This is a genomic window from Flavobacterium sp. AJR, from assembly GCF_002156885.1.
Classification (GTDB): domain Bacteria; phylum Bacteroidota; class Bacteroidia; order Flavobacteriales; family Flavobacteriaceae; genus Flavobacterium.
Genome location: NZ_NCWQ01000017.1, coordinates 62,630 through 83,048 on the forward strand (window position 1 = coordinate 62,630; position 20,419 = coordinate 83,048).

Consider the following 20,419-nt stretch of genomic DNA (forward strand, 5'->3'; position numbering starts at 1 on the left):
ATATACTTTTATGAAAAAATTACTTCTATGCGCAATGATAGCTCTATCAGTGAGCTCTTGCCAAAACAATGATGATGCTGTTGACTCCTCTTTTTCTATGAAAGCTTCTGGAGCAGATTACACAGAATATCCTGCAACGGTACAAACTGTAAGTGGCGCTATTACAACCAATACTACCTGGACAAACGACAGAGTATGGGAAATTAGCGGAATTGTTACTGTAAAAAACGGAGCGACCCTAACCATTCAGGCAGGTACATTTATTAAAGCAAAATATTTAGGAAGTTATGTAGCAACAGGAGTACTCCTTATTACTAAAACGGGAAAGATTGATGTACAGGGAAATGCAACTGCTCCAGTAATTTTTACAAGTTATAATTTATTAGATGGCAACGCCAATACTGTAGCAGTTCCTGGGGATTTTGGAGGTGTAGCAATATTAGGAGATGCAAGAATTAATACTTTCTCTACTACAAATGTTGTCGAAGGATTAGATGACCAACCTACTTGGTCTGATTTTTATTATGGAGGAGCCAATGATACTCATAATTCAGGAGCTTTACATTATGTACGAATCGAATTTGCAGGAAGGCTTATAGATTCAAATTACGGATTAAGCGCATTAACATTTGCAGGGGTAGGTAGCAGTACTATAGTAGATCATGTTCAGGTATCTTATTCTAAAGATGATTCTATAGAGTTTTTTGGAGGAACGGTTAATGCAAGCCATTTGGTATCTTTTGCTCCAGATGATGATAATTTTGATTTTAATTTAGGATATAGAGGAACTATTACAAAAGCTATTGCAATTGCTGACAGTAATTCAACTCACAGTTTAAGCGGAGGAAAACCTGATTCTAATGGAATCGAATTAGATAACAACCCAAATGGACAAGCAACAGCACTTATTACACGTCCGGTTATTTCACAAATGTCTATTATTGGAGTTAGCTCTAATACAGTAGCAGATTTGTACGAAAATGCTATTCACGTACGTAGAGCGGGTAACATAAGCCTTACAGATGTTACCGTTACAGGATACAACAGAGGTATTAACTGGGAATCTCCTTCGGTTCCTAGCAATTCTTCTTATTTAAGAATTTCTATCCACGGATTTGATAACCCAATATTGCCAGTTGGAACAACTATTACAGGCATAGGTTCTAGTACTTCTGTAGTAGATCCAGCTACAAAATGGAACCTTCTACAGCCTTTCTTTAACAATGGAACATTAAATTTTGCAGGCGCAACAGGTGCATTTAAAACAGAAGCTGTCTGGACAAACACTTGGACCAAGTTTATAAACTTTTAATTTCAATAATCAACTTATAATAATTATTAAAATACACATTAATAATCAATTACATATTTTAACCTAAAGTATAACAGCACATTAAAATTTCTGAATATTAAGAAACCGTTAACAATAAAATCAGGCATGATATTTTGGTTTTTCAAAATCTAATATAAGTAGTTGTAAGTATTGAATTTGATTTTTGTTTTAATGCATTAAGCAAAAAAATGACGAAATACTTTATATGGTCTTTTAGAATTTTAAACAATAAAATTTTTAAAAGAATGAAAAGATAACCTTTTGTTGCGGTAAAAAATCCTAAGAGCAAAAGATGGAAATAGTAGGTACAAAATCCGATGGTAAAGCGGGGAAATTATAAAAAAATCTTTACCAAAAAAGAGAAAGACCTGAGGAAAGATATTTTGCTGCTCTCTCCAAAGGCCTAGATTGTAATAGCGGCAAATATAGCAATAATTAAATTATTTATGAAAAAATTTTTTCTATTCGCAATGGTAGCTCTAGTTGTGAGCTCTTGCCAAAATGATGATTCATCTACAGATTCTTCTTTTTCTATGAAAGCTTCTGGAGCAGATTACACAGGGTATCCAGCAGCAGTTCAAACGGTAAGTGGTGCTATAACAACCAATACTACCTGGACAAACGACAGAGTATGGGAAATTGATGGAGTTATTACTGTAAAGGGTGGTGCTAAACTTACTATTCAGCCAGGTACTTATATTAAAGCTAAGCCACTTGCTGCTGGTGTAGCTACAGGAGTTCTTGTAATTACAAAAACGGGACAAATAGATGCGCAGGGAACTGCAACTGCTCCGGTAATTTTTACAAGTTATAATTTATTAGATGGTAACGCAAATACAGGAGCAGCTCCTGGAGATTTTGGAGGTATAGTACTTTTAGGAGATGCAGAAGTTAACACTGGTTCAGTTACTAATATCGTTGAAGGATTAGATGATCAGCCTAATTTTGCTGAATTCTATTATGGAGGTACAAATAATGCTCATAGTGCAGGAGCATTAAACTATGTACGTATCGAATTTGCAGGACGTATCTTAGATACTGATGTTGAAATTAACGGTCTTACACTTGCAGGAGTAGGTAGCGGAACTGTAGTTGATCACATCCAAGTATCATACGGTAAAGATGATTCATTTGAATTCTTTGGTGGTAAAGTAGATGCTAGTCACTTAGTTTCATTTGCACCAGATGATGACAACTTCGATTTCGATTTTGGTTACACTGGAAAGATCACAAAAGCAATTGCAATTGCAGATAGTAATTCAACTCACAGTTTAAGCGGAGGAAAACCAGATTCTAATGGTATAGAATTAGACAATAATGCAACAGGAACTGTTACTACAATTATTACACGTCCTGTTATTTCTCAATTATCAATTATCGGAGTTAGCTCAAATACAGTAGCAGATTTATATGAAAACGCTATTCACGTACGTAGAGCAGGTAACATCAGCCTTACAGATGTTACAGTTACAGGATACAACAGAGGTATCAACTGGGAATCTCCTTCAGTTCCAACTGGTTCTTCATACTTAAGAATATCAATCCACGGATTTGATAACCCATTATTACCAGTAGGAACAACTATTACTGGTGCAGGTACAAGTACTTCTATAGCAGATCCAGCTACAAAATGGGCTCTTAGCCAACCATTCTTTAATGATGGAACGTTAAACTTTACAGGTACTACAGGAGCATTCAAAACTGAATCTAACTGGACTGGAACTTGGACAAAGTTTACAAATTTTTAATTGCATTAGGTTAATTATTAAAATTCTACATGGGCAGTACTAAGCTGCCCATGTTTTTAAAAAACTAAAAAAATGAAAAAAAATCTACTTTTATTATTACTTATCATGGTTACAGGAACATCATTTGCTCAATATACAATTTGGGAAGATGATTTTGATGATGCCGATGCTTCAGACTGGACTTTATTGGACAAAGATGGAAATGGAAGCAATTGGAACGCCAAAAAAAATTTAAAATGGGATAATGCTTTAGGTGGAGTAGATGGCACTATTGATGTTTTAGCAACTTATAATATCGATTTTGCAACTGGAGCACAATTAGAAAACTTAGAAGATAATTTAGCAATATCACCTCTTTTGGATATATCTTTTTACTCAGGAAAAATTAACCTGATACTAAATGCACAAACTAGTATTTATGATGGCAATCAGGATTTATTTGTATATGGATCTACATCTCCTGATCCAGCTTCATTTGCACTCTTAGGAACAGTTACATTAGAAAGAGCAAACCCTGATGATGCTGTATTTAAAGATTATATTGTTGATATTTCACAATTTTCTGGTAAACCAGCAGTATATATTGCTTTAGGGAATAACACAACAACTGGTTTTATAGGATACGAAATCGATAAAATTTCAGTGACAGCAGAATCATTGCTAGGTGTAGATGAATCAGAATTAAAAGCACAAGTTTGTAAATTAAAACAAAATCCAGTTGAAGGAAATTTACAATTAGAATTAGGAGAAGAATTTAAGACTGAAAAAACAACTTTAAAAATTTACAATACAAGCGGAATGTTAGTTGCAGCGTCTGCATATAAAGAAGAAGGTATAGCAGTAGATAATTTATCACAAGGCGTATATTTTCTTTTAGTAACCAACAATAACATTTCTAAAAAATTAAAATTCATTAAAAAATAATATTAGAGAAAGTTTTCGCGCTTTTCAGATAAACAGAGTTTCTACAATAAAAAAACAAATATGAAGAATACAGTAACAAGAGCATTATTTTTTACGATTACAATGGCTTTTTTTGGATCTTGTGCCAATGATGAGCTAACGCCTTATTATAGCAATGAAACCAACCAACCCGGAAAAGTAGTTATAGTAGGATATAGCGCTTTAGCAGATTCCATTCAGATAACTGCAAATGGCAAACTGATTGAAATAGGGAAGGATAAAAAAACTGCCTTTGCAAAAAAAATTGAAAAAGAGTATGAATTTGTTTATTACGGAAACAGTGAGAAGACTTTTGAATTTACAAATAAAGTAACAAAAGAGTTATTACGTACGTATCGTTTTAACTCTAAAACACCTATTGATACACTTTCTTTTTTTGCTAAAGAAAACATTTGGATTGATAAAATTACATCCATAAAACCAGGTGTATTAAGTAAACCAAGTAATAGTGGCTTTAAATTTATTTTCCCATCCAAAAACAAATATTCGAATAGTGGATACGATGGAAAGCTCGACGGAATTATCCGTAAAATTAACGGGCAGGTTCTGGGAGTTGTTGAGAATATTGATAAAGATAAATTTAGTTCGTTTATAGAGTTTCCTTTTAGTTCACCACCTACAATCATAATGGAACTAGTAAAACATGGCACAACAGAATCTTACATTACAGGAAAAAAAGTTACTGTTATGATGACTATGTCGGTAAATAAATCACGATTAATTGTACTCGATGAAAAGAAAGATGCAAGCGGCGCATTTTCAGGAGTAGAGGGAACTTTAAATTTAGTTGATTTTTTTACTTTTAAATAGTTAATAAATAAACCTACACTTATAAATTTCAAGCATAAAATATGAAACGCCCCTTTATTTTTATTACCTACTTATCTTTTTTTCTATGGTGTTTATTTATTTCCTGTACGCCAGATGATCATTCGACGCAAGTCTATAATGAAGGGACCAACGAATATGTAAATGAATGGATGTACCAACAAATGAAAAAATATTATCGCTGGAATGAAACTATGCCATCCCAAGGCGATTTGTCGGCTACTCCAAAAGAGTACTTCGCAAAACTGTTACAGAAAGATGATATTTTTTCTTATGCTTTACATCCTGCATTACCAGATACAGCACCACAAAGTCTAAGGCGGAAATTTGGTTTTGATGTAAGCTTTGTTGAGTCTGATGGAAAATACTATGGTGTTGTATTATACGTATTAGAAGATTCTCCAGCCAAAAACAACGGACTGCAAAGAGGAAATCTTATTACTCAGATAAACGGGACAGATCTTAATCAGGGTAATTATGATCGTATGTATACAAACATGATAGCATCGTCCCAATTAAGCTTACGTATAAACTCTTATACAGCACAATCAGGTTTTTCTAAAACAAAAGATATTACTTTATCATCAGGGCTCACTTTTTCACAACCTATATCATATCAAATAATTACTGATAAAAACATAAAAATAGGATATGTTCAAATTCCACATTTTGATGTTGGGCAATCACAACAAATCCTGCAAATTTTTCAGGAGCTAAAAAGTAAATCAATAACAGAACTCGTTCTGGACCTACGATATAATGGAGGAGGAGATATCGCCTCGGCAACTGCGCTGAGTATTGCCATAGCTCCAAATGTTCGTGCCAATGATCTTTTTATAAAATTTAAAGGAAATAAAAATGGAGGAAATGTAGATCAATCCTTTATGCAGGCATTAGAAAGTAATGAATCTAAAATAAGTTTTGAAGCATTACAAAATGCGCATCCTCTCATTAATAGAGTATATATATTATGCGGAAATCGTACAGCATCTGCTTCAGAATTAATCATAAATAATCTTAGACCATATATGGATGTAATTACCATTGGCGATAAAACCTTTGGTAAAGATGTAGCGGGATTTCCTATAGAAGATAATCGAATTACAGGAACTAAAGGTTGGGTATTATATCCTTCGATTTATAAATTATTTAATGCTAAACATGAAGGTAATTATTCAAAGGGAATAAACCCATTGATATATTCAGATGAACTACAAGAACTCGAAGTCTTTCCTTTAGGCAACCGTTCAGAAGTTCTGTTAAGTGCAGTATTAGGAAAAATATCGGGAAATGTAAGCAAAAGAGAGAGCACAAAATTGCGATTGTTGCCTACATCCAGAATTTATACCGATATAGATCCCTTATTGCGGTTTACGCCTTAAATTCTAGTTTTATAAAAAAATAAAGCAACCATATAAGTGATGTAAGTCTATTTAAGTGAAGTGTACAAAAACGTATATTCTCTTAAATGACTTATATGGTTTAAAAAAGGTTAACCATGTAAGTCTATTTAAGCGAAGTATACAAAACTTACATTTTCTTAAATGACTTATATGGTTTAAAAAGGTTAACCATGTAAGTTATATAAGTCCATTTAAGCGAAGTATGCAAAACTTATGTTTATGGCTTATATAGTTTAAAACAGTTATATAGATTATCAATATTTTAGATTACCATATTATGCAAGGAATAAACTCAAGAGAGCATCGAATTTTGCTAACAGCATTTCATAAATTTGAATATCTGTCTAAGATATCCCAAAATAAAATCGAAGAAACTGAAGACGAAAAGACGCGAAAAGCCATGGAAGAGCTTGATGCGCTGTACGATAAGTTTCAGTTATTATATGTTGAACTCGAGAAATGCACCAAAGCTTATGAGTTCAAAAAGAAATCAGTACGTAGCATTATCAATAAAAGCATGCGAAGATTAGTTCCTGAGGCGCAAAAAAGAGACCAATATAGTTAGAAATATTTCCTAAAATATTCAAAGGCCTGGCACCACTGTCGGGCTTTACTGTTTATATAACCAAAAGAAACAAATGTTTACATCTATGCAACTTTTGCGATTTCCTAGGCTTAATTGTTTTATCAAACTTATCAATAATTCTACATTTCTTAAACTAAGCAATAAAGTTATTATTGAATAATCCCCAGTAAACACTCCATAATTCAAGATTTCTTAACGAATAATTAAGAAAATAGACGCTTTAAGTTTTCATTTTTTTAACAATTAGATAAAATCATTTTTTTTACTATTTATAAAATTGAATGTTTATTTGCATAGTAAAATTTAATATTTGTAAACATTTGAATTATGAAAACAATATATAAGGTATTTATTATCTTTTCGATTACACTACTAGCGCAAAAAATTACTGCACAAAAAGCAACAATTAGCGGAACGGTTACAGATGCACAATCTCCATTACCTGGAGCAACTATTACATTATCTAATAAACAAAATGCTACAACCGATTTTAGCGGAGAGTTTACTATTAATGATGTAAGATCTGGAAGCTTAGAATTGCAAATTTCTTATATAGGTTATGAAGTAAAAATTATTAAAATTGAAATAAAAGATAATCAGCGATTGAATTTAGGAATCATTTCTTTAAAGACAAATTCAAAAGAATTAAATGAAGTTGTAGTAAGCGGAATGAGTCTTCGCAATAGCGAAGCAAGAGCACTAAATATGCAAAAAAAATCCATGAGTATCGTAAATGTAATTGCTGCTGATGGAATAGGAAAGTTACCAGATCGTAATGCTGCCGAAACTGTACAACGTATGTCGGGAGTTTCTATCGAAAAAGATCAGGGCGAAGGACGTTTCGTTTCCGTAAGAGGTTTACCACCTTTTTGGTCATCAACTACAATAAACGGAAACAGAATTCCAACAGCCGAAGAAGAAACTACATCCAGAGCCACAGCTTTTGATTTTTTTCCATCAGACCTTATCGCTTATGTTGAAGCTACAAAAGCAATCACGCCCGATATGGATGGGGATGCCATTGGCGGAAGCGTAAATTTTACCACACAAACTGCTCCAACCAAAAAAACATTTAAAGTAAGTATTTTCAGTGGATACAATCAAAAATCGGATAAAGGAATCTATAGTGGTTCGCTTACTATTGGTGATAAAAGTAAAAATGGAAAATTCGGATACATTGTAAACGCTACTTATTGGGACAGAAACTGGGCTACAGATAATTACGAAGCAAGAAGAAATGGAGATCAGGGTGTTTATCGCTTAGAATTAAGAGATTATACAGGAGTTAGAAAAACGACAGGTTTAAATGGTGCTATGGAATTTAACCCATCATCCAGAGATAAAATATTCTTGAGAGCTACCTACGGCGGTCTTTCTGATAAAGAAACTCATTACAAACACCGTATTAGATTTGATAAATTTAACTCTGCTACAAATGCTTTAACTGTTGAGCAACAAGATATTCACAATGAATTAATTACACAATTTATAGGTATTGATTTAGGAGGAAAACATCAGTTGGCAAATGGAAATTTAGATTGGAGTTTGGCTTCTTATAGAAATAGTTTTAAATATGGTAACATACCAACTGCAGAAAACAATAGTTATTTTTTAATTCAGTTCAATCAAACTGGAGTTGGCGTTAAACCAGAATACTTTAATACTGTACCACTAGCCAGTGGTGGAGCAGGAGGGCCAAGAGCTTATTGGGCAGCAGATGGAGGAATGCTGGATCCTAATAATCCAAAATCAATATTTGATTTCTATTCAGATCCAAATTTTAAAACTGACCCTACAAAAATGAAGTTTTCTACTTTGGAGTTATATAAAATAAGTATTACGGAGAGAGATAATATTATTGCTGCTGCAAACTATGAGCACATTTTTAATGAAGATCTTAAAATGAAATTTGGTATAAAACTAACTGACAAAGATCGTATTGCAACTTTTAGAGATGAATATTACAATTGGACAGGATCACCAACACCTTTTTTATCCGACTATAGTCAGGATTTAATTAATCAGCCTGGCGGAACAGATTATTTAAGAAAAGAAATTGGAACCAATATAGGAAATAGTTTTGGTCCGGTTTTGTCTGCCAACGGAATGAACAATTTATATAATTCTTCACAAGGTAATTTGGTTTTAAATCCTGCAGATTCTCAAATTCCAGAATTAGGAAAAGGATTAGGAAGAAACTTTAATGTAGGCGAAACTACTTCATCTGCATACGCAATGTCAACTTACTCAATATCTGATAAATTAACAGTTTTAGGAGGAGTTCGAGTAACTAATACCATTACACAAGTTACAGGTAAAACGGTTGAAAACAATGTTGTTGTTGATGCTAAAAACACAAAAAGTTATACATCTGTACTTCCAATGCTTCATTTAAAATATACTCCAATTGAGAATTTAAATCTTCGTTTTGCAACTACAAGAACATTTGCCAGACCAAATTTTGGAGATATTTCGCCAGCAGGTTCATTAAATACAATTGATGGTGAATACGCAGGTGGTAACCCAAATTTAAATCCAACCTATTCTTGGAACTTTGATTTATTGGGAGAATATTTCCTGGATGAAGTAGGGGTAATCAACGCTGGAGTGTTTTACAAATCAATCACTGATCCAATTTTTGATGATACGTATCAAGGTACAATAAATGGAATTCCTAATATAGAGATCAGTTCTCCTACAAATGGTGGAAATGCGTGGATTGGTGGAATCGAATTCGGAATCACAAAACGTTTTAGTTTCTTACCTGGATTCTTAAAATATTTTGGAACTCAAATAAATGCAACATTAATGAACTCTGAAATGACCTTGGGAGAAAATACAAATAATCCTAACGGAAGAAAAGTTTCAACTCCATACCAAGCCAAAGAGTTATATAATATACAGTTGTTCTACGAAAAAGGAGGTTTTAATGCCCGAGCAGCATTTAATCATAAAGGTGCATATGCAATTGGGTTTGATGCCAATGCAAAAAACACCGACATGAATGATATTTATTATGGAAAATATAATTCTCTTGACATCTCTGCATCGTATAGAATTGGTGAGCATTTTACAATTTTTAGCGACGTAAATAACATCTTAAATGAACCGTTGATGTATCATTTTGGTGAAACTCCAAACAGACCAAAGCAAGTAGAATATTATGGCGCAAGATTCAATTTAGGTCTTAAATATAATTTATAGACAACATTATGTTAACCAATGGGATTTTAAATTAAAAGATTTTTGAGTACTGACTAACGCTTTTTGAATTTGCATGAATAAATAATTAAGGATATTCATTTTATAGAATTTCACACATCTGCAATCAAAAAACGTTAGTCAAAAATCTTAAATATTTTTTATCATTTCTTACTCTAATAACAATGAACTAATGTCAAAAAAAGCATCCAATTTTCGATTTATATTAAAAACATCAATAGCTGCTTTTGGTACCTACTTTTGTATGTATGCATTCAGGAAACCCTTTACAGTAGCAACATTTGATAATTTATCCTTTTGGGGAATTGATTATAAAATACTACTTATTTTAGCACAGGTTTTAGGGTATACATGTTCTAAATTTTTAGGAATTAAAATCATATCCGAATTAAAATCGTCCAAAAGAACCTTTTATCTTATTGGTTTTATACTAATATCTGAGTTGGCATTACTTGGCTTTGCAGTAACACCAGCTCCATATAATATCTTGTTTTTATTTATAAACGGATTGCCATTAGGAATGATCTGGGGAATTGTTTTCTCTTATATCGAAGGTCGAAAAGTAACTGAATTACTTGGTGTTATATTATGTTCCAGCTTTATAGTTTCTTCTGGCGCAGCAAAATCTGTGGGTTTATTTGTTCTGAAAGTTTTAGGTTGCAATGAATTTTGGATGCCTTTTGTATCAGGCTTAATTTTTATTATTCCATTAATAATATTTTCTCTTTTTTTGGAAAAAATACCAAATCCAACAGACGAAGATTTACTCTTAAGATCAAAGCGGAAACCACTAAAAAGCAAAGAACGTATTGTATTGTTTAACCAGTTTGCATTCCCGCTTACTATCATTATCATTTTTTATGCAATGCTTACTGCAATGCGCGAATTCAGAGATAATTTTGCCAGAGAATTATGGGACACTTTAGGATATAAAGAAAGTATCTCTATTTATATGTACTCAGAAATTCCGATTGCAATATCAGTTCTTGTTATTCTGGGCTTTTTAGGAAGCATGAAAAACAACTATAAAGCATTCAAGAATTATCATTTGGTACTGTTTTTAGGTTCATTACTTATTGGAGTAACTACATTTTTATTCCAAAAAAACATGATAGCGCCTTTGCCATGGATGATAGCATCTGGATTTGGCATGTATGTATGTTACATTCCTTTTAACGGATTGTTTTTTGAAAGAATGATAGCAACCTACAAAATAAAGGGAAATGCAGGATTCTTAATTTACATAGCCGATGCCTTTGGTTATTTGGGAAGTGTCTTGGTTTTATTATTTAAAAACTTCGGAAACAAAGATATTTCACTGCTAAGTTTCTTTACTACTTGCATTTATCTCTTGTCATTTATAGGAATATTAACCACCGTGTTATCTTATAACTACTTTAAACGAAAATTCAAAAAAACATTCAAAATCATCGTTGCTCCTTTATATTCTTAAATAAAAGTAGCACATCTATATAAAAATAAAACAATTACACATGAAAGATAAATATGATTTAATCATCGTAGGATCAGGAGTTTTAGGAACATTTCATGCCTATCATGCCTTAAAAAAAGGAATATCGGTTGCTATACTCGAAAAAAACACAAAACCAGAAGGGGCAACAGTAAGAAACTTTGGTCAGGTTGTTCCATCAGGAATGGACAAAAAATGGCAAAATTTCGGTAAAGAAAGCCTAAAAATATATAGAGAAATCCAAGATAAATTTGATATCAATTTACGCCAAAACGGGACAGTATATTTAGCTTCTAATGAGGAAGAAATGCAACTTATAGAAGAGTTGAATCTAATAAATAGCGCCAATGATTACCAATCAGAATTGCTGTCTAAAAGTCAATGTCTGGCTAAATATCCAGGATTACGTTCTGATTATTGCAAAGGTGGTTTGTTTTTTCCTCAAGAAGTTACGGTCGAGCCTAATACAATGATTCATAAACTTCATGAATATATGATAGCACATTTAGGCTTGGATTTATACACCAATACTACGGTTGTCGCTACTGAAGATCACACTAATGAAGTGGTTGCAACAACTTCATTAGGAATAGAATATAAGGCTTCTAAAATCATTATTTGTAATGGAAGTGACTTTAAAATATTATATCCGGAAATTTATAATAATAGTGATTTGATAGTTTCTAAGCTACAGATGTTGCAAACCAAGCCTCAAAACAATTATAAATTAGATGGCTCGATCTTAACGGGATTAACGATAAGAAGATACGAATCTTTTGAGGAATGCCCATCGTATCAAGCAATCAAAGCCAAAGAAGACCCTAATAGTTTTGAGAAAAAATATGGTGTTCATATCTTATTTAAACAAGCTATCGATGGCTCCGTAATTCTAGGAGATTCACATGAATATGCTAGTGCAAAAGAAATAGATACGCTAGGATTTGATTTGAATATGGACATCGATAATTTTATGATTGAGGAAGCTAAAAAAATTATTGATTTGCCTACTTACGAAATCCAAAGCAGATGGTTTGGAATGTATTCTCAATGCAAAACCAAAGATATCTTTGAACATACTATTGGCAACAACATCCACATTATAACAGGAATAGGAGGGAAAGGAATGACAGGAAGCGCAGGATTTGCAAAGCACAATATCGATAAAATTTTCAATGCTTAAGCTATCCCTTTATTGAACCATTAAGAGATTAAGAAAATTAAGTATTGCTTCTTTATCAGTAATATTAAAAATCTGCTTGATCTGCATAATCTGCGTGAAAAAATATCGCACAGATAAAAAAATGAACCATTAAGGGATTAAGAAAATTAAGTATTGCAAACTTGAATTGTCTATAATGGAACGCGGATGATACGGATTTACAAAAGTAAAGCTGCGGATTAAAACTGATTTAAAAATAATCAAAAGAAAATCCGTTTAATCCGTGTTTTCGCCTTAGCGAATCCGCATAATCTGCGTTCCTTCGACAAAGAGTCAGATAGCATTGAAAATATAAAATGTTTAGAAAAACAAATAATACACACAAAATGAAAATTAATGAAATTGAAATGGTTGTTTTTGATATGGCAGGAACAACAATTAATGAGCAAAATATAGTTTATAAATCTCTACATAAATCCATTAACAAATTTGGTATTGATGTTTCTCTGGAACTGGTCTTAACGATAGGAGCAGGGAAAGAAAAATATCAGGCAATAAAAGATATTTTGGCACATATAAACAATATAGATGAAGAAAAAGCCAAAACAATATTTGAATATTTTAAAGAACTATTAGATCAGGAATATCTTACTGCTCCAGTTTCTCCAATTGATGGTGTAGAAAATACACTTTGTAATCTTAAAAAAGACGGCATAAAAATAGTCTTAAACACAGGATATAATAGTAAAGTTGCCAATGTTTTATTAGAAAAATTAAATTGGAAAAAAGGCGAACAATACGATGCATTAATAACTGCTGATGATGTTGAGCGCGGACGTCCTTATCCTGATATGATAATTAAAGCAATGCAATTGTTTGAAATTACAGCTGCCTCAAAAGTATTAAAAGCTGGAGATTCGGCAATAGACATCAATGAAGGGAAAAATGCTGAATGCGGGATTACCATTGGAGTTTTATCGGGGGCACAAACGAGAGAACAATTAGAAAATGCAAAACCAGATTATATATTACCCTCTTTGGCTTCATTATACAGCATTTTTAATTAAGTAAAACTTGTTGTAGCTAAAAAGAGTTTCACACAGTAATTAATATAGTAACCCCTAAAACAATTAAATAAAATGAAAAAAATTTTAAAGTTTAGTTATGTTACCATTCTTGCAGGTATGTTTTTGACCATTTCCTGTACTAAAGAATCTTTACAAGAAGAACCAGTAAATTTAGCTGCAAATGCAAAATCAGTAAAAACTACAAAATTAACTGGCGGAGTAAAAAAGTTACTTATTATAGGTATTGACGGCTGTAGAGGAGATGCCTTAATGGGAGCAAACACGCCAAATGTACATGGCTTACTCAGTAACTCGGTTTATAGTCTTGATGCCTTAACCGAATCTCCAACCTGGAGCGGGAACGGCTGGTCTACAATGCTAAGTGGGGTTACACATTTAAAACATAAGGTTACAGATAATTCTTTTTTGACTCCTAATTTTACAACATATCCAAGTTTTTTAAAACGTCTTGAAACGTATAATTCTACGTTAAAAACCATGTCTATAGTACACTGGGCTCCAATTAACACCTATATTGTTGATGGAATTGATGTTGAAAAAACGCTTACAACCGATCTAGCTGTAAAAAACGAAGTAGTAAATGCACTTACAAATGATAACCCAGATGCGTTATTCATGCATTTTGATGATGTAGATCATGCAGGACACAGCTACGGATTCTCTTTAAATGTTCCTCAATACAAAGCCTCAATAGAAACTACGGATGCTTATATTGGAGAAATCCTGACTGCCTTAAAGAATAGACCCAATTATGCCAATGAAGATTGGTTGGTTATCATTGCACCTGATCATGGCGGAATAGTAACAGGTTCTAGCGGATCTCATGGCGGTTCATCTTACGAAGAAAGAAATATTTTTACAATTTTCAATAATAAAAACTTTACAGCTAATAAAATTGAAAAAGCAGCAGATGTGACAACATCAATAACTGGATCATTTGCAAATTTTAATTCCAATGCAATTTATGCGAGTACAAATAATGCACTTTATAATTTTGGTACTTCAAGCTTTACAATTGAGTGTAGAGTAAAAACTTCGGGTTATACAAGTGATCCGTCTCTGGTTTCAAATAAAAACTGGGCTAGTGGTAAAAATCGTGGATTTGTAATTTCGGCAAATACTGGTGGAAGCTGGAAAGTAAATATTGGCGATACTCAAAATCGTGTTGATATATCAGGAGGAGTAATTAAAGATGGAAAATGGCATCATTTAACTCTAGTAGTTGATCGTGCAGCAAAATTGGTTAAAACATATCAGGATGGTGTATTTGTAGGACAGGCAACTATTATTAACGGATTTGGAAGTTTAACCTCTGGATTACCTTTTGCAATTGGTCAGGACGGAACATTGGCTTACCCTGCAAATGTAAACGGGAATATTGCCGAAGTACGTGTATGGAATAAGGCTTTATCCGAAGCTGCAATCTTAAACTATACCTGTTCATCTATAACAAGTTCGCATCCCGATTATGCAAATCTTATAGGATACTGGAAAGGAAATACGGGTTCTGGAAACGTTTTTATAGATTCTAGTTCTAATGCTATTTCAATTCCTTTTGCAAATAATCCAACTTGGGTTTCAAGTACAGCTTCTTTAAAATGCGGAAGTACTGCCGAAACAGTTGTTCCAAAAATGGTAGATATAGCTTATTCTTCGCTTGAATGGTTTGGTGTACCAATTAATTCAGCTTGGTCACTAGATGGACGCTCTTGGCTTCCTGCAGCAAACTAATATAAATAGTGTTTTTTGTTTTTTTTTGAAAGGTTATCTCCATTTTGGAGGTAGCCTTTTTTAATTTTTACTTAACCGCAAAAGACGCAATGAAGTAAAACGCAAAGTTCGCAAAGCTAGGATTATTTAACTTTGCGAACTTTGCGAAAAACTTTGCGCCCTTTACGGTTAAATTTTAATTATTGCTTTCAGAATAAAAATAAAGCACTAACATAATACAATTTTCCTGAGTTCTGTTTTCGGGAACATGTGGGTGTCTTCCGTTAAAACATAAAGAATCTCCCTCATTAACAATAACTTCTACATCATCAATAATATAGGTAACACTGCCTTTTATAATATATTTAAATTCCCAGGCATCGGTTATAACTTTTTCTCGTTTGCAGTTTGGTTCAACTTCTAATATTACAGCTTCAAAGCCAATAGAATTAATGCTTTTGCTAAAAATATGATAGTAATTAAACCCTTTAGTTTCTGCTCTGTCTTCCTTTTCTATTTTTTGATAATCGGTTTTCTTTATATGGATGTATTTGGCATTTTTAGTGTTCTCGACACCTTCAAAAAAATAACTTACATCGGTATTCAAAGATTGAATCAACTCTATTAAAACTGGTAATGAAGGAATTGTTCTGCCATTTTCAATTCTGGAAACCAAACCATTACTAACTCCGGCTCTATTGGCAACTTCGTTTATAGTTAAGGCATTTTTTTTTCTTATTTCTTTTAATCTTTTTCCAATACCAATTAAAAAATCTTCCATAGTAAGTAACTTCCGTTTAAAACGTAAATATAATATATTTAGTCCTAAACTTTTTACATAGATTCTTTATCAATGAATACTTATAATTAATCTCTTTTTAGACGAAAAGGAGGGAAGCGATTAGAAAAAATGCTGGTTTTATTCTTTAACTAATACAATTGTAGCTTTATAACCTGTACCAACATTCCATTGGCTTGACTCAATTACAGCTCCTTTATCATCATAAACCTGAAACTCGGCTGTATTTGGCGAAGCGAAACCTTCGTTCAAAGCTTCAAAATCAATTTTATTAATTCCTGGTACTAGTTCGATTTTAAATTCCTGAAAATCTCCATTCAAACTCACTTCAGGAACAACTATTTTATCATTTAAATATACTTTTATTTTATCGCCATCTACAAAAGCTGCATCGCGATAACGTATTGTAGATGTAAATGATTTTGTTTTAAAACTTCCTAAAAACTGGTTTCGTCTATAAAATATACCTTCTACATTAGCGTCTTTTTTATATAAATTGCCATCCTTAAAAAGTTCCTCAGGATTAATTTGTAAAGGATCTGGTTTCTCTACAATTACTGGTGGATCAACTTTTGGTTTAATTTCTTTTGGAGGAATAACTTCTTTAATTTTCGAATCTTTTGGAGGAATCGGTTTAAATTTACCATTAAGTTCGTCCTGTGCATATCCCTTTAGAGAAACACAAATTATAATTATTAAAAACAATATCCTTTTCATGACTTTTCTGTATTAAATTAATCTCATTAACTCTTAATTAAAACAAACATTTAATTATAATATTTATTGTATTTATAGAAAACTAATTATCATAAAACTCAGGGAACGATTCTTTGCATTTTAATTTATTATCTATTTACTTTTTTACAAAAAAGACAACGAGTTCACTATAAAATAGCATTCGATTATTACCATAATTTGTATATTTGACAATCAGTTTTTTAAATAAACTAAACCCTACAATGTCCGAACTTTTATTGTTAGATTCTAAAACTGTTTTCCATCTTTACTTTTGGGCAAACTTTTTTATCTGCATTCTTATTTTTAGCTATTCTATTTCGTATGCTACCAGCGAGAACAGGCAAATAATACAAAAATTAGGATATGGAAAATTTTTACTATCAATAGGTTGGATCCTGATTGCTTTAAGGACTATAGTCCCCGATTTTATCTCTATAAATGTAGCCAATACAATCATTTTAGCTTCTTGTTGTTATGAAACGATAGCAATGCTATCGATGCTTAAATCTGAAGAAAAAAAGTCTTATAAGCTTCAAATAGGGATTACTATTGTTACTGCAATAGTTTTTAACATCGCAGTATTATTAGGGAGCACAATCAATACTCGCATTATAATTATGTCTTTGGCGGTATTTGCCATTTATTTACCTCCTACAATTAGTTATTTTACAGAAAAGCGATATACCTTTTTTAGGACTTTCTACGTGCTATGCTATGCAACATTTGAAGTTCTGGTTGTTATGCGAGCAATCAACAATTATCATAATCCACAACAGGATTTTTTCTCCCATAATATTTTTGACTCTTTGTATAATATTAGTTTGTTTTTGCTTACTCTCATTGGTACAGTTGGATTTTTATTATTAGTGAAGGAAAAACAAGATCTTAGAATCCGTAAACTTCTAAAAGATAGGAACCAGTTTTTTTCTATCATAGCACATGACTTAAGAGGGCCATTAGGATCGTCGTTCAGGCTTTCGAAAATATTGACTAAAAACATTGAAGAATATAGTCATGACGAAATTAAGGAAATCATAGAAATGTTACATCAATCGAATAAAAACAGTTACAAACTACTAGAAAATCTCTTAGATTGGTCGCAAGTACAAACAGGAATGATAGAATATAGTCCTGAAAAAATTGCATTAAACACATTAATTAAAGAAAACGTAGAACTAAATAAAAATTTAGCATTAAATAAAAATATCACTCTTTCATTTGAATCTACTGAACTAATTGAAGTCGATGCAGACAAAAACATGATAGATACCATCGTGCGTAACTTACTAAGTAACGCTATTAAATTTACAAAAAAAAGCGGAGAAATTATTGTCAAAATTCAAAAAACTCCTAAAAAGGCCGAAATTTCTATCACAGACAATGGCATTGGAATCCCTGATAACATAAAAGGAAAATTATTTAAGATCAACGAAATTGTCACCCAGAAAGGAACAGAAAATGAAACTGGAAGCGGACTCGGACTTTTACTTTGTAGTGAATTTATAAAAATGCATCAAGGTGAAATCTGGACTGAAAGCGAAGCGGGGAAAGGAAGTACCTTTAAGTTTACTTTGCCATTACTCGAAACCAATAAATAATTAAACGGAAATTTATCTGTTTTTTTAATAAGCAGAAATAAAATTCACTGCTAATTAAATAGAATTAGAAATATATACTATAATTGTTTAATACCCAATTTTATAGATTATTGCTAGGGAAAATAATTCAATCTTCATACCCTTCAAAAATCATACAAATGGATTATTGAAATTGCTTTAACATTTTTTAGCAAAAAATAACTTAGAAAAAATATAATTTTCATAAATAAAATGAGAATTAACAATGCTGGGAACAGAACTATATTATAAATTATATAAATTAGCAATTCCCTTATATAATTTATTAAAAAATGATTTCTAGATTACCTCTCATTAGCTTAATTAGCATAACAATTCTATTCCTAAGTACAACTGTAAACGCACAAACACAAAACACATTTACCGGATGGAGTGCCGTATTTTTTACTTATAAACTTAATGATAAATTCAGTCTTCATTTTGATGGACAAGCAAGATCTACAGATGAACTAAAAAATCTTCAATCTTATATTATACGCCCAGGTTTAAATTATCATATAAAAGATAATATGATTGCTACAGTAGGGTATGCTTATATAGGAAATAACAGAAGCGTTATGGATATTGATGGTTGGATACCTGAGCACAGAATATGGGAACAATTTATTTTCAATCAAAAATTCACACTAGCTAATCGTCCAGTTACTTTGCAACATCGTTTTAGACTAGAACAGCGTTTTATGGGACAAGCAATAATTGAGCAAAACGAGCTTGTAACCGACAGTTATGAATTTGCACAACGTTTACGTTATTTTGCACGTTCTATCTTTCCGCTCTCTAAAACAGACAATTTTACCAAAGGAGCTTTCTTAGCATTACAAAATGAAGTTTTCTTGAATGTACAAAATGCTCCAAACGATAGTTTTTTTGACCAAAACAGAGCCTATCTGGCATTAGGTTGGAGATTAAGCCCAAAATTTGATCTTGAAGCAGGTTACATGAATCAGTATGTTCTTGGCAAAAGCAATAATACTGTAAATAATATAGTGCAAGTAGCAGCCTATGTAAGGTTGTAAAAACACATCATTCTATAAATAAAAAAGGGTTACTCAATTTTTAGAGTAACCCTTTTTTTATGATTTAATGTTTTCCATTACCGTGTCCTTTCCCATTCCCATTATTACCATTACCATTATTCTTATGTTCTTTGTTATTCCCCTTACCTGGTTTTTGACCAATGGTTTTTTGTGGTTTACCTTTATAACCTTTACCATATTTTTCTTTATGAGTTCTATAATTATCATATGGTGAATTTCCTCTGTAATCCGTAAGAACAACTTTATATTCGTTATAAAGATCATAATTTCTATAGTTTCTAGGAAGATATTTTGCTCTTATCCATTTTCCGTTACTAATATAAATGTAATTAGATGCATTTATATCGTAGTACATTTCCAAATCTGGCAAATAATAATAGCGTACATCTGTATATCCTACAGGTCCCCATGCTGGTGGAGTACCAATATTAACATTAACTGATACTTGAGCAGATGAAAAACTAATCGTAAGAAATGCTATTCCTATAAATAAATGTTTCAATATTTTCATGATTTCAAATTTTATTAGATTAATAATAGATATGTAAAAACAAAAATCGAACCTAAAATTGTTTTTTGAGAATATTTATTAAAATAAAATAATGAATATCTCTTGTCAATGTGATTAAATTTATAAAATATTCTGTTGCAAAATTATATTATAAAGGCATTTTTTGCTCCAGTCTAGCTCTTCGCT

Annotated in this window: 16 protein-coding genes; 13 read left to right on the forward strand and 3 right to left on the reverse strand. The window is 32.0% G+C overall.

The window, feature by feature from the left end; all coding sequences use genetic code 11:
- Window positions 1–10 precede the first annotated feature (10 nt).
- From B8T70_RS06165 to B8T70_RS06215, 11 genes are all read left to right on the forward strand, one after another.
- A complete protein-coding gene (locus tag B8T70_RS06165; protein WP_086894279.1) occupies window positions 11–1,312 on the forward strand; it encodes a hypothetical protein in 1,302 nt (433 codons plus the stop codon).
- Window positions 1,313–1,779: 467 nt separating this feature from the next.
- Entirely contained in the window at window positions 1,780–3,081 is a 1,302-nt protein-coding gene (locus B8T70_RS06170; RefSeq protein ID WP_086894280.1) for a hypothetical protein, read from the forward strand.
- A 72-nt stretch (window positions 3,082–3,153) separates the two neighbouring features.
- The gene (locus B8T70_RS06175; protein ID WP_086894281.1) at window positions 3,154–4,005 is read left to right on the forward strand and encodes a T9SS type A sorting domain-containing protein; all 852 of its coding nucleotides are present in this window, start codon (window positions 3,154–3,156) and stop codon (window positions 4,003–4,005) included.
- Between the two features lie 60 nt (window positions 4,006–4,065).
- On the forward strand, window positions 4,066–4,854 hold the full coding sequence (locus B8T70_RS06180) for a hypothetical protein (protein WP_086894282.1): 789 nt from the start codon (window positions 4,066–4,068) through the stop codon (window positions 4,852–4,854).
- Window positions 4,855–4,895: 41 nt separating this feature from the next.
- Window positions 4,896–6,254 (forward strand): S41 family peptidase, encoded by a 1,359-nt coding sequence (locus B8T70_RS06185; RefSeq protein ID WP_086894283.1) that lies wholly within the window; start codon window positions 4,896–4,898, stop codon window positions 6,252–6,254.
- Between the two features lie 298 nt (window positions 6,255–6,552).
- The gene (locus tag B8T70_RS06190; RefSeq protein WP_039112105.1) at window positions 6,553–6,840 is read left to right on the forward strand and encodes a hypothetical protein; all 288 of its coding nucleotides are present in this window, start codon (window positions 6,553–6,555) and stop codon (window positions 6,838–6,840) included.
- A 348-nt stretch (window positions 6,841–7,188) separates the two neighbouring features.
- The gene (locus B8T70_RS06195) at window positions 7,189–10,065 is read left to right on the forward strand and encodes a TonB-dependent receptor (RefSeq protein WP_086894284.1); all 2,877 of its coding nucleotides are present in this window, start codon (window positions 7,189–7,191) and stop codon (window positions 10,063–10,065) included.
- Between the two features lie 190 nt (window positions 10,066–10,255).
- Complete coding sequence (locus B8T70_RS06200) at window positions 10,256–11,536, forward strand: DUF5690 family protein (RefSeq protein WP_086894285.1); 1,281 nt, start codon at window positions 10,256–10,258, stop codon at window positions 11,534–11,536.
- Window positions 11,537–11,576: 40 nt separating this feature from the next.
- Window positions 11,577–12,734, forward strand: a complete 1,158-nt coding sequence (locus B8T70_RS06205; RefSeq protein ID WP_086894286.1) for a TIGR03364 family FAD-dependent oxidoreductase — start codon at window positions 11,577–11,579, stop codon at window positions 12,732–12,734.
- A 365-nt stretch (window positions 12,735–13,099) separates the two neighbouring features.
- Window positions 13,100–13,780: a phosphonatase-like hydrolase gene (locus B8T70_RS06210; protein ID WP_086894291.1), complete on the forward strand. Its 681-nt coding sequence runs from the start codon at window positions 13,100–13,102 to the stop codon at window positions 13,778–13,780.
- 72 nt (window positions 13,781–13,852) lie between these two features.
- Window positions 13,853–15,532: a DUF4983 domain-containing protein gene (locus tag B8T70_RS06215; protein ID WP_086894287.1), complete on the forward strand. Its 1,680-nt coding sequence runs from the start codon at window positions 13,853–13,855 to the stop codon at window positions 15,530–15,532.
- A gap of 175 nt (window positions 15,533–15,707) precedes the next feature.
- Here the strand turns inward: B8T70_RS06215 and B8T70_RS06220 are convergent, their stop codons facing one another.
- Together B8T70_RS06220 and B8T70_RS06225 are read right to left on the reverse strand one after the other, a co-directional pair.
- The gene (locus B8T70_RS06220) at window positions 15,708–16,292 is read right to left on the reverse strand and encodes a helix-turn-helix domain-containing protein (RefSeq protein ID WP_086894288.1); all 585 of its coding nucleotides are present in this window, start codon (window positions 16,290–16,292) and stop codon (window positions 15,708–15,710) included.
- A 138-nt stretch (window positions 16,293–16,430) separates the two neighbouring features.
- Complete coding sequence (locus B8T70_RS06225; RefSeq protein ID WP_039112100.1) at window positions 16,431–17,027, reverse strand: hypothetical protein; 597 nt, start codon at window positions 17,025–17,027, stop codon at window positions 16,431–16,433.
- 242 nt (window positions 17,028–17,269) lie between these two features.
- Between B8T70_RS06225 and B8T70_RS06230 the strand changes: the two genes are divergently transcribed.
- Both B8T70_RS06230 and B8T70_RS06235 read left to right on the forward strand, forming a co-directional pair.
- A complete protein-coding gene (locus B8T70_RS06230; protein WP_086894289.1) occupies window positions 17,270–18,646 on the forward strand; it encodes a sensor histidine kinase KdpD in 1,377 nt (458 codons plus the stop codon).
- Between the two features lie 311 nt (window positions 18,647–18,957).
- Window positions 18,958–19,701, forward strand: coding sequence for a DUF2490 domain-containing protein (locus B8T70_RS06235; RefSeq protein ID WP_207621518.1), 744 nt, complete (start codon window positions 18,958–18,960; stop codon window positions 19,699–19,701).
- 64 nt (window positions 19,702–19,765) lie between these two features.
- On the opposite strand, the gene B8T70_RS06240 is transcribed toward B8T70_RS06235, so the two are convergent.
- On the reverse strand, window positions 19,766–20,233 hold the full coding sequence (locus tag B8T70_RS06240) for a hypothetical protein (protein ID WP_039119736.1): 468 nt from the start codon (window positions 20,231–20,233) through the stop codon (window positions 19,766–19,768).
- Window positions 20,234–20,419 lie beyond the last annotated feature (186 nt).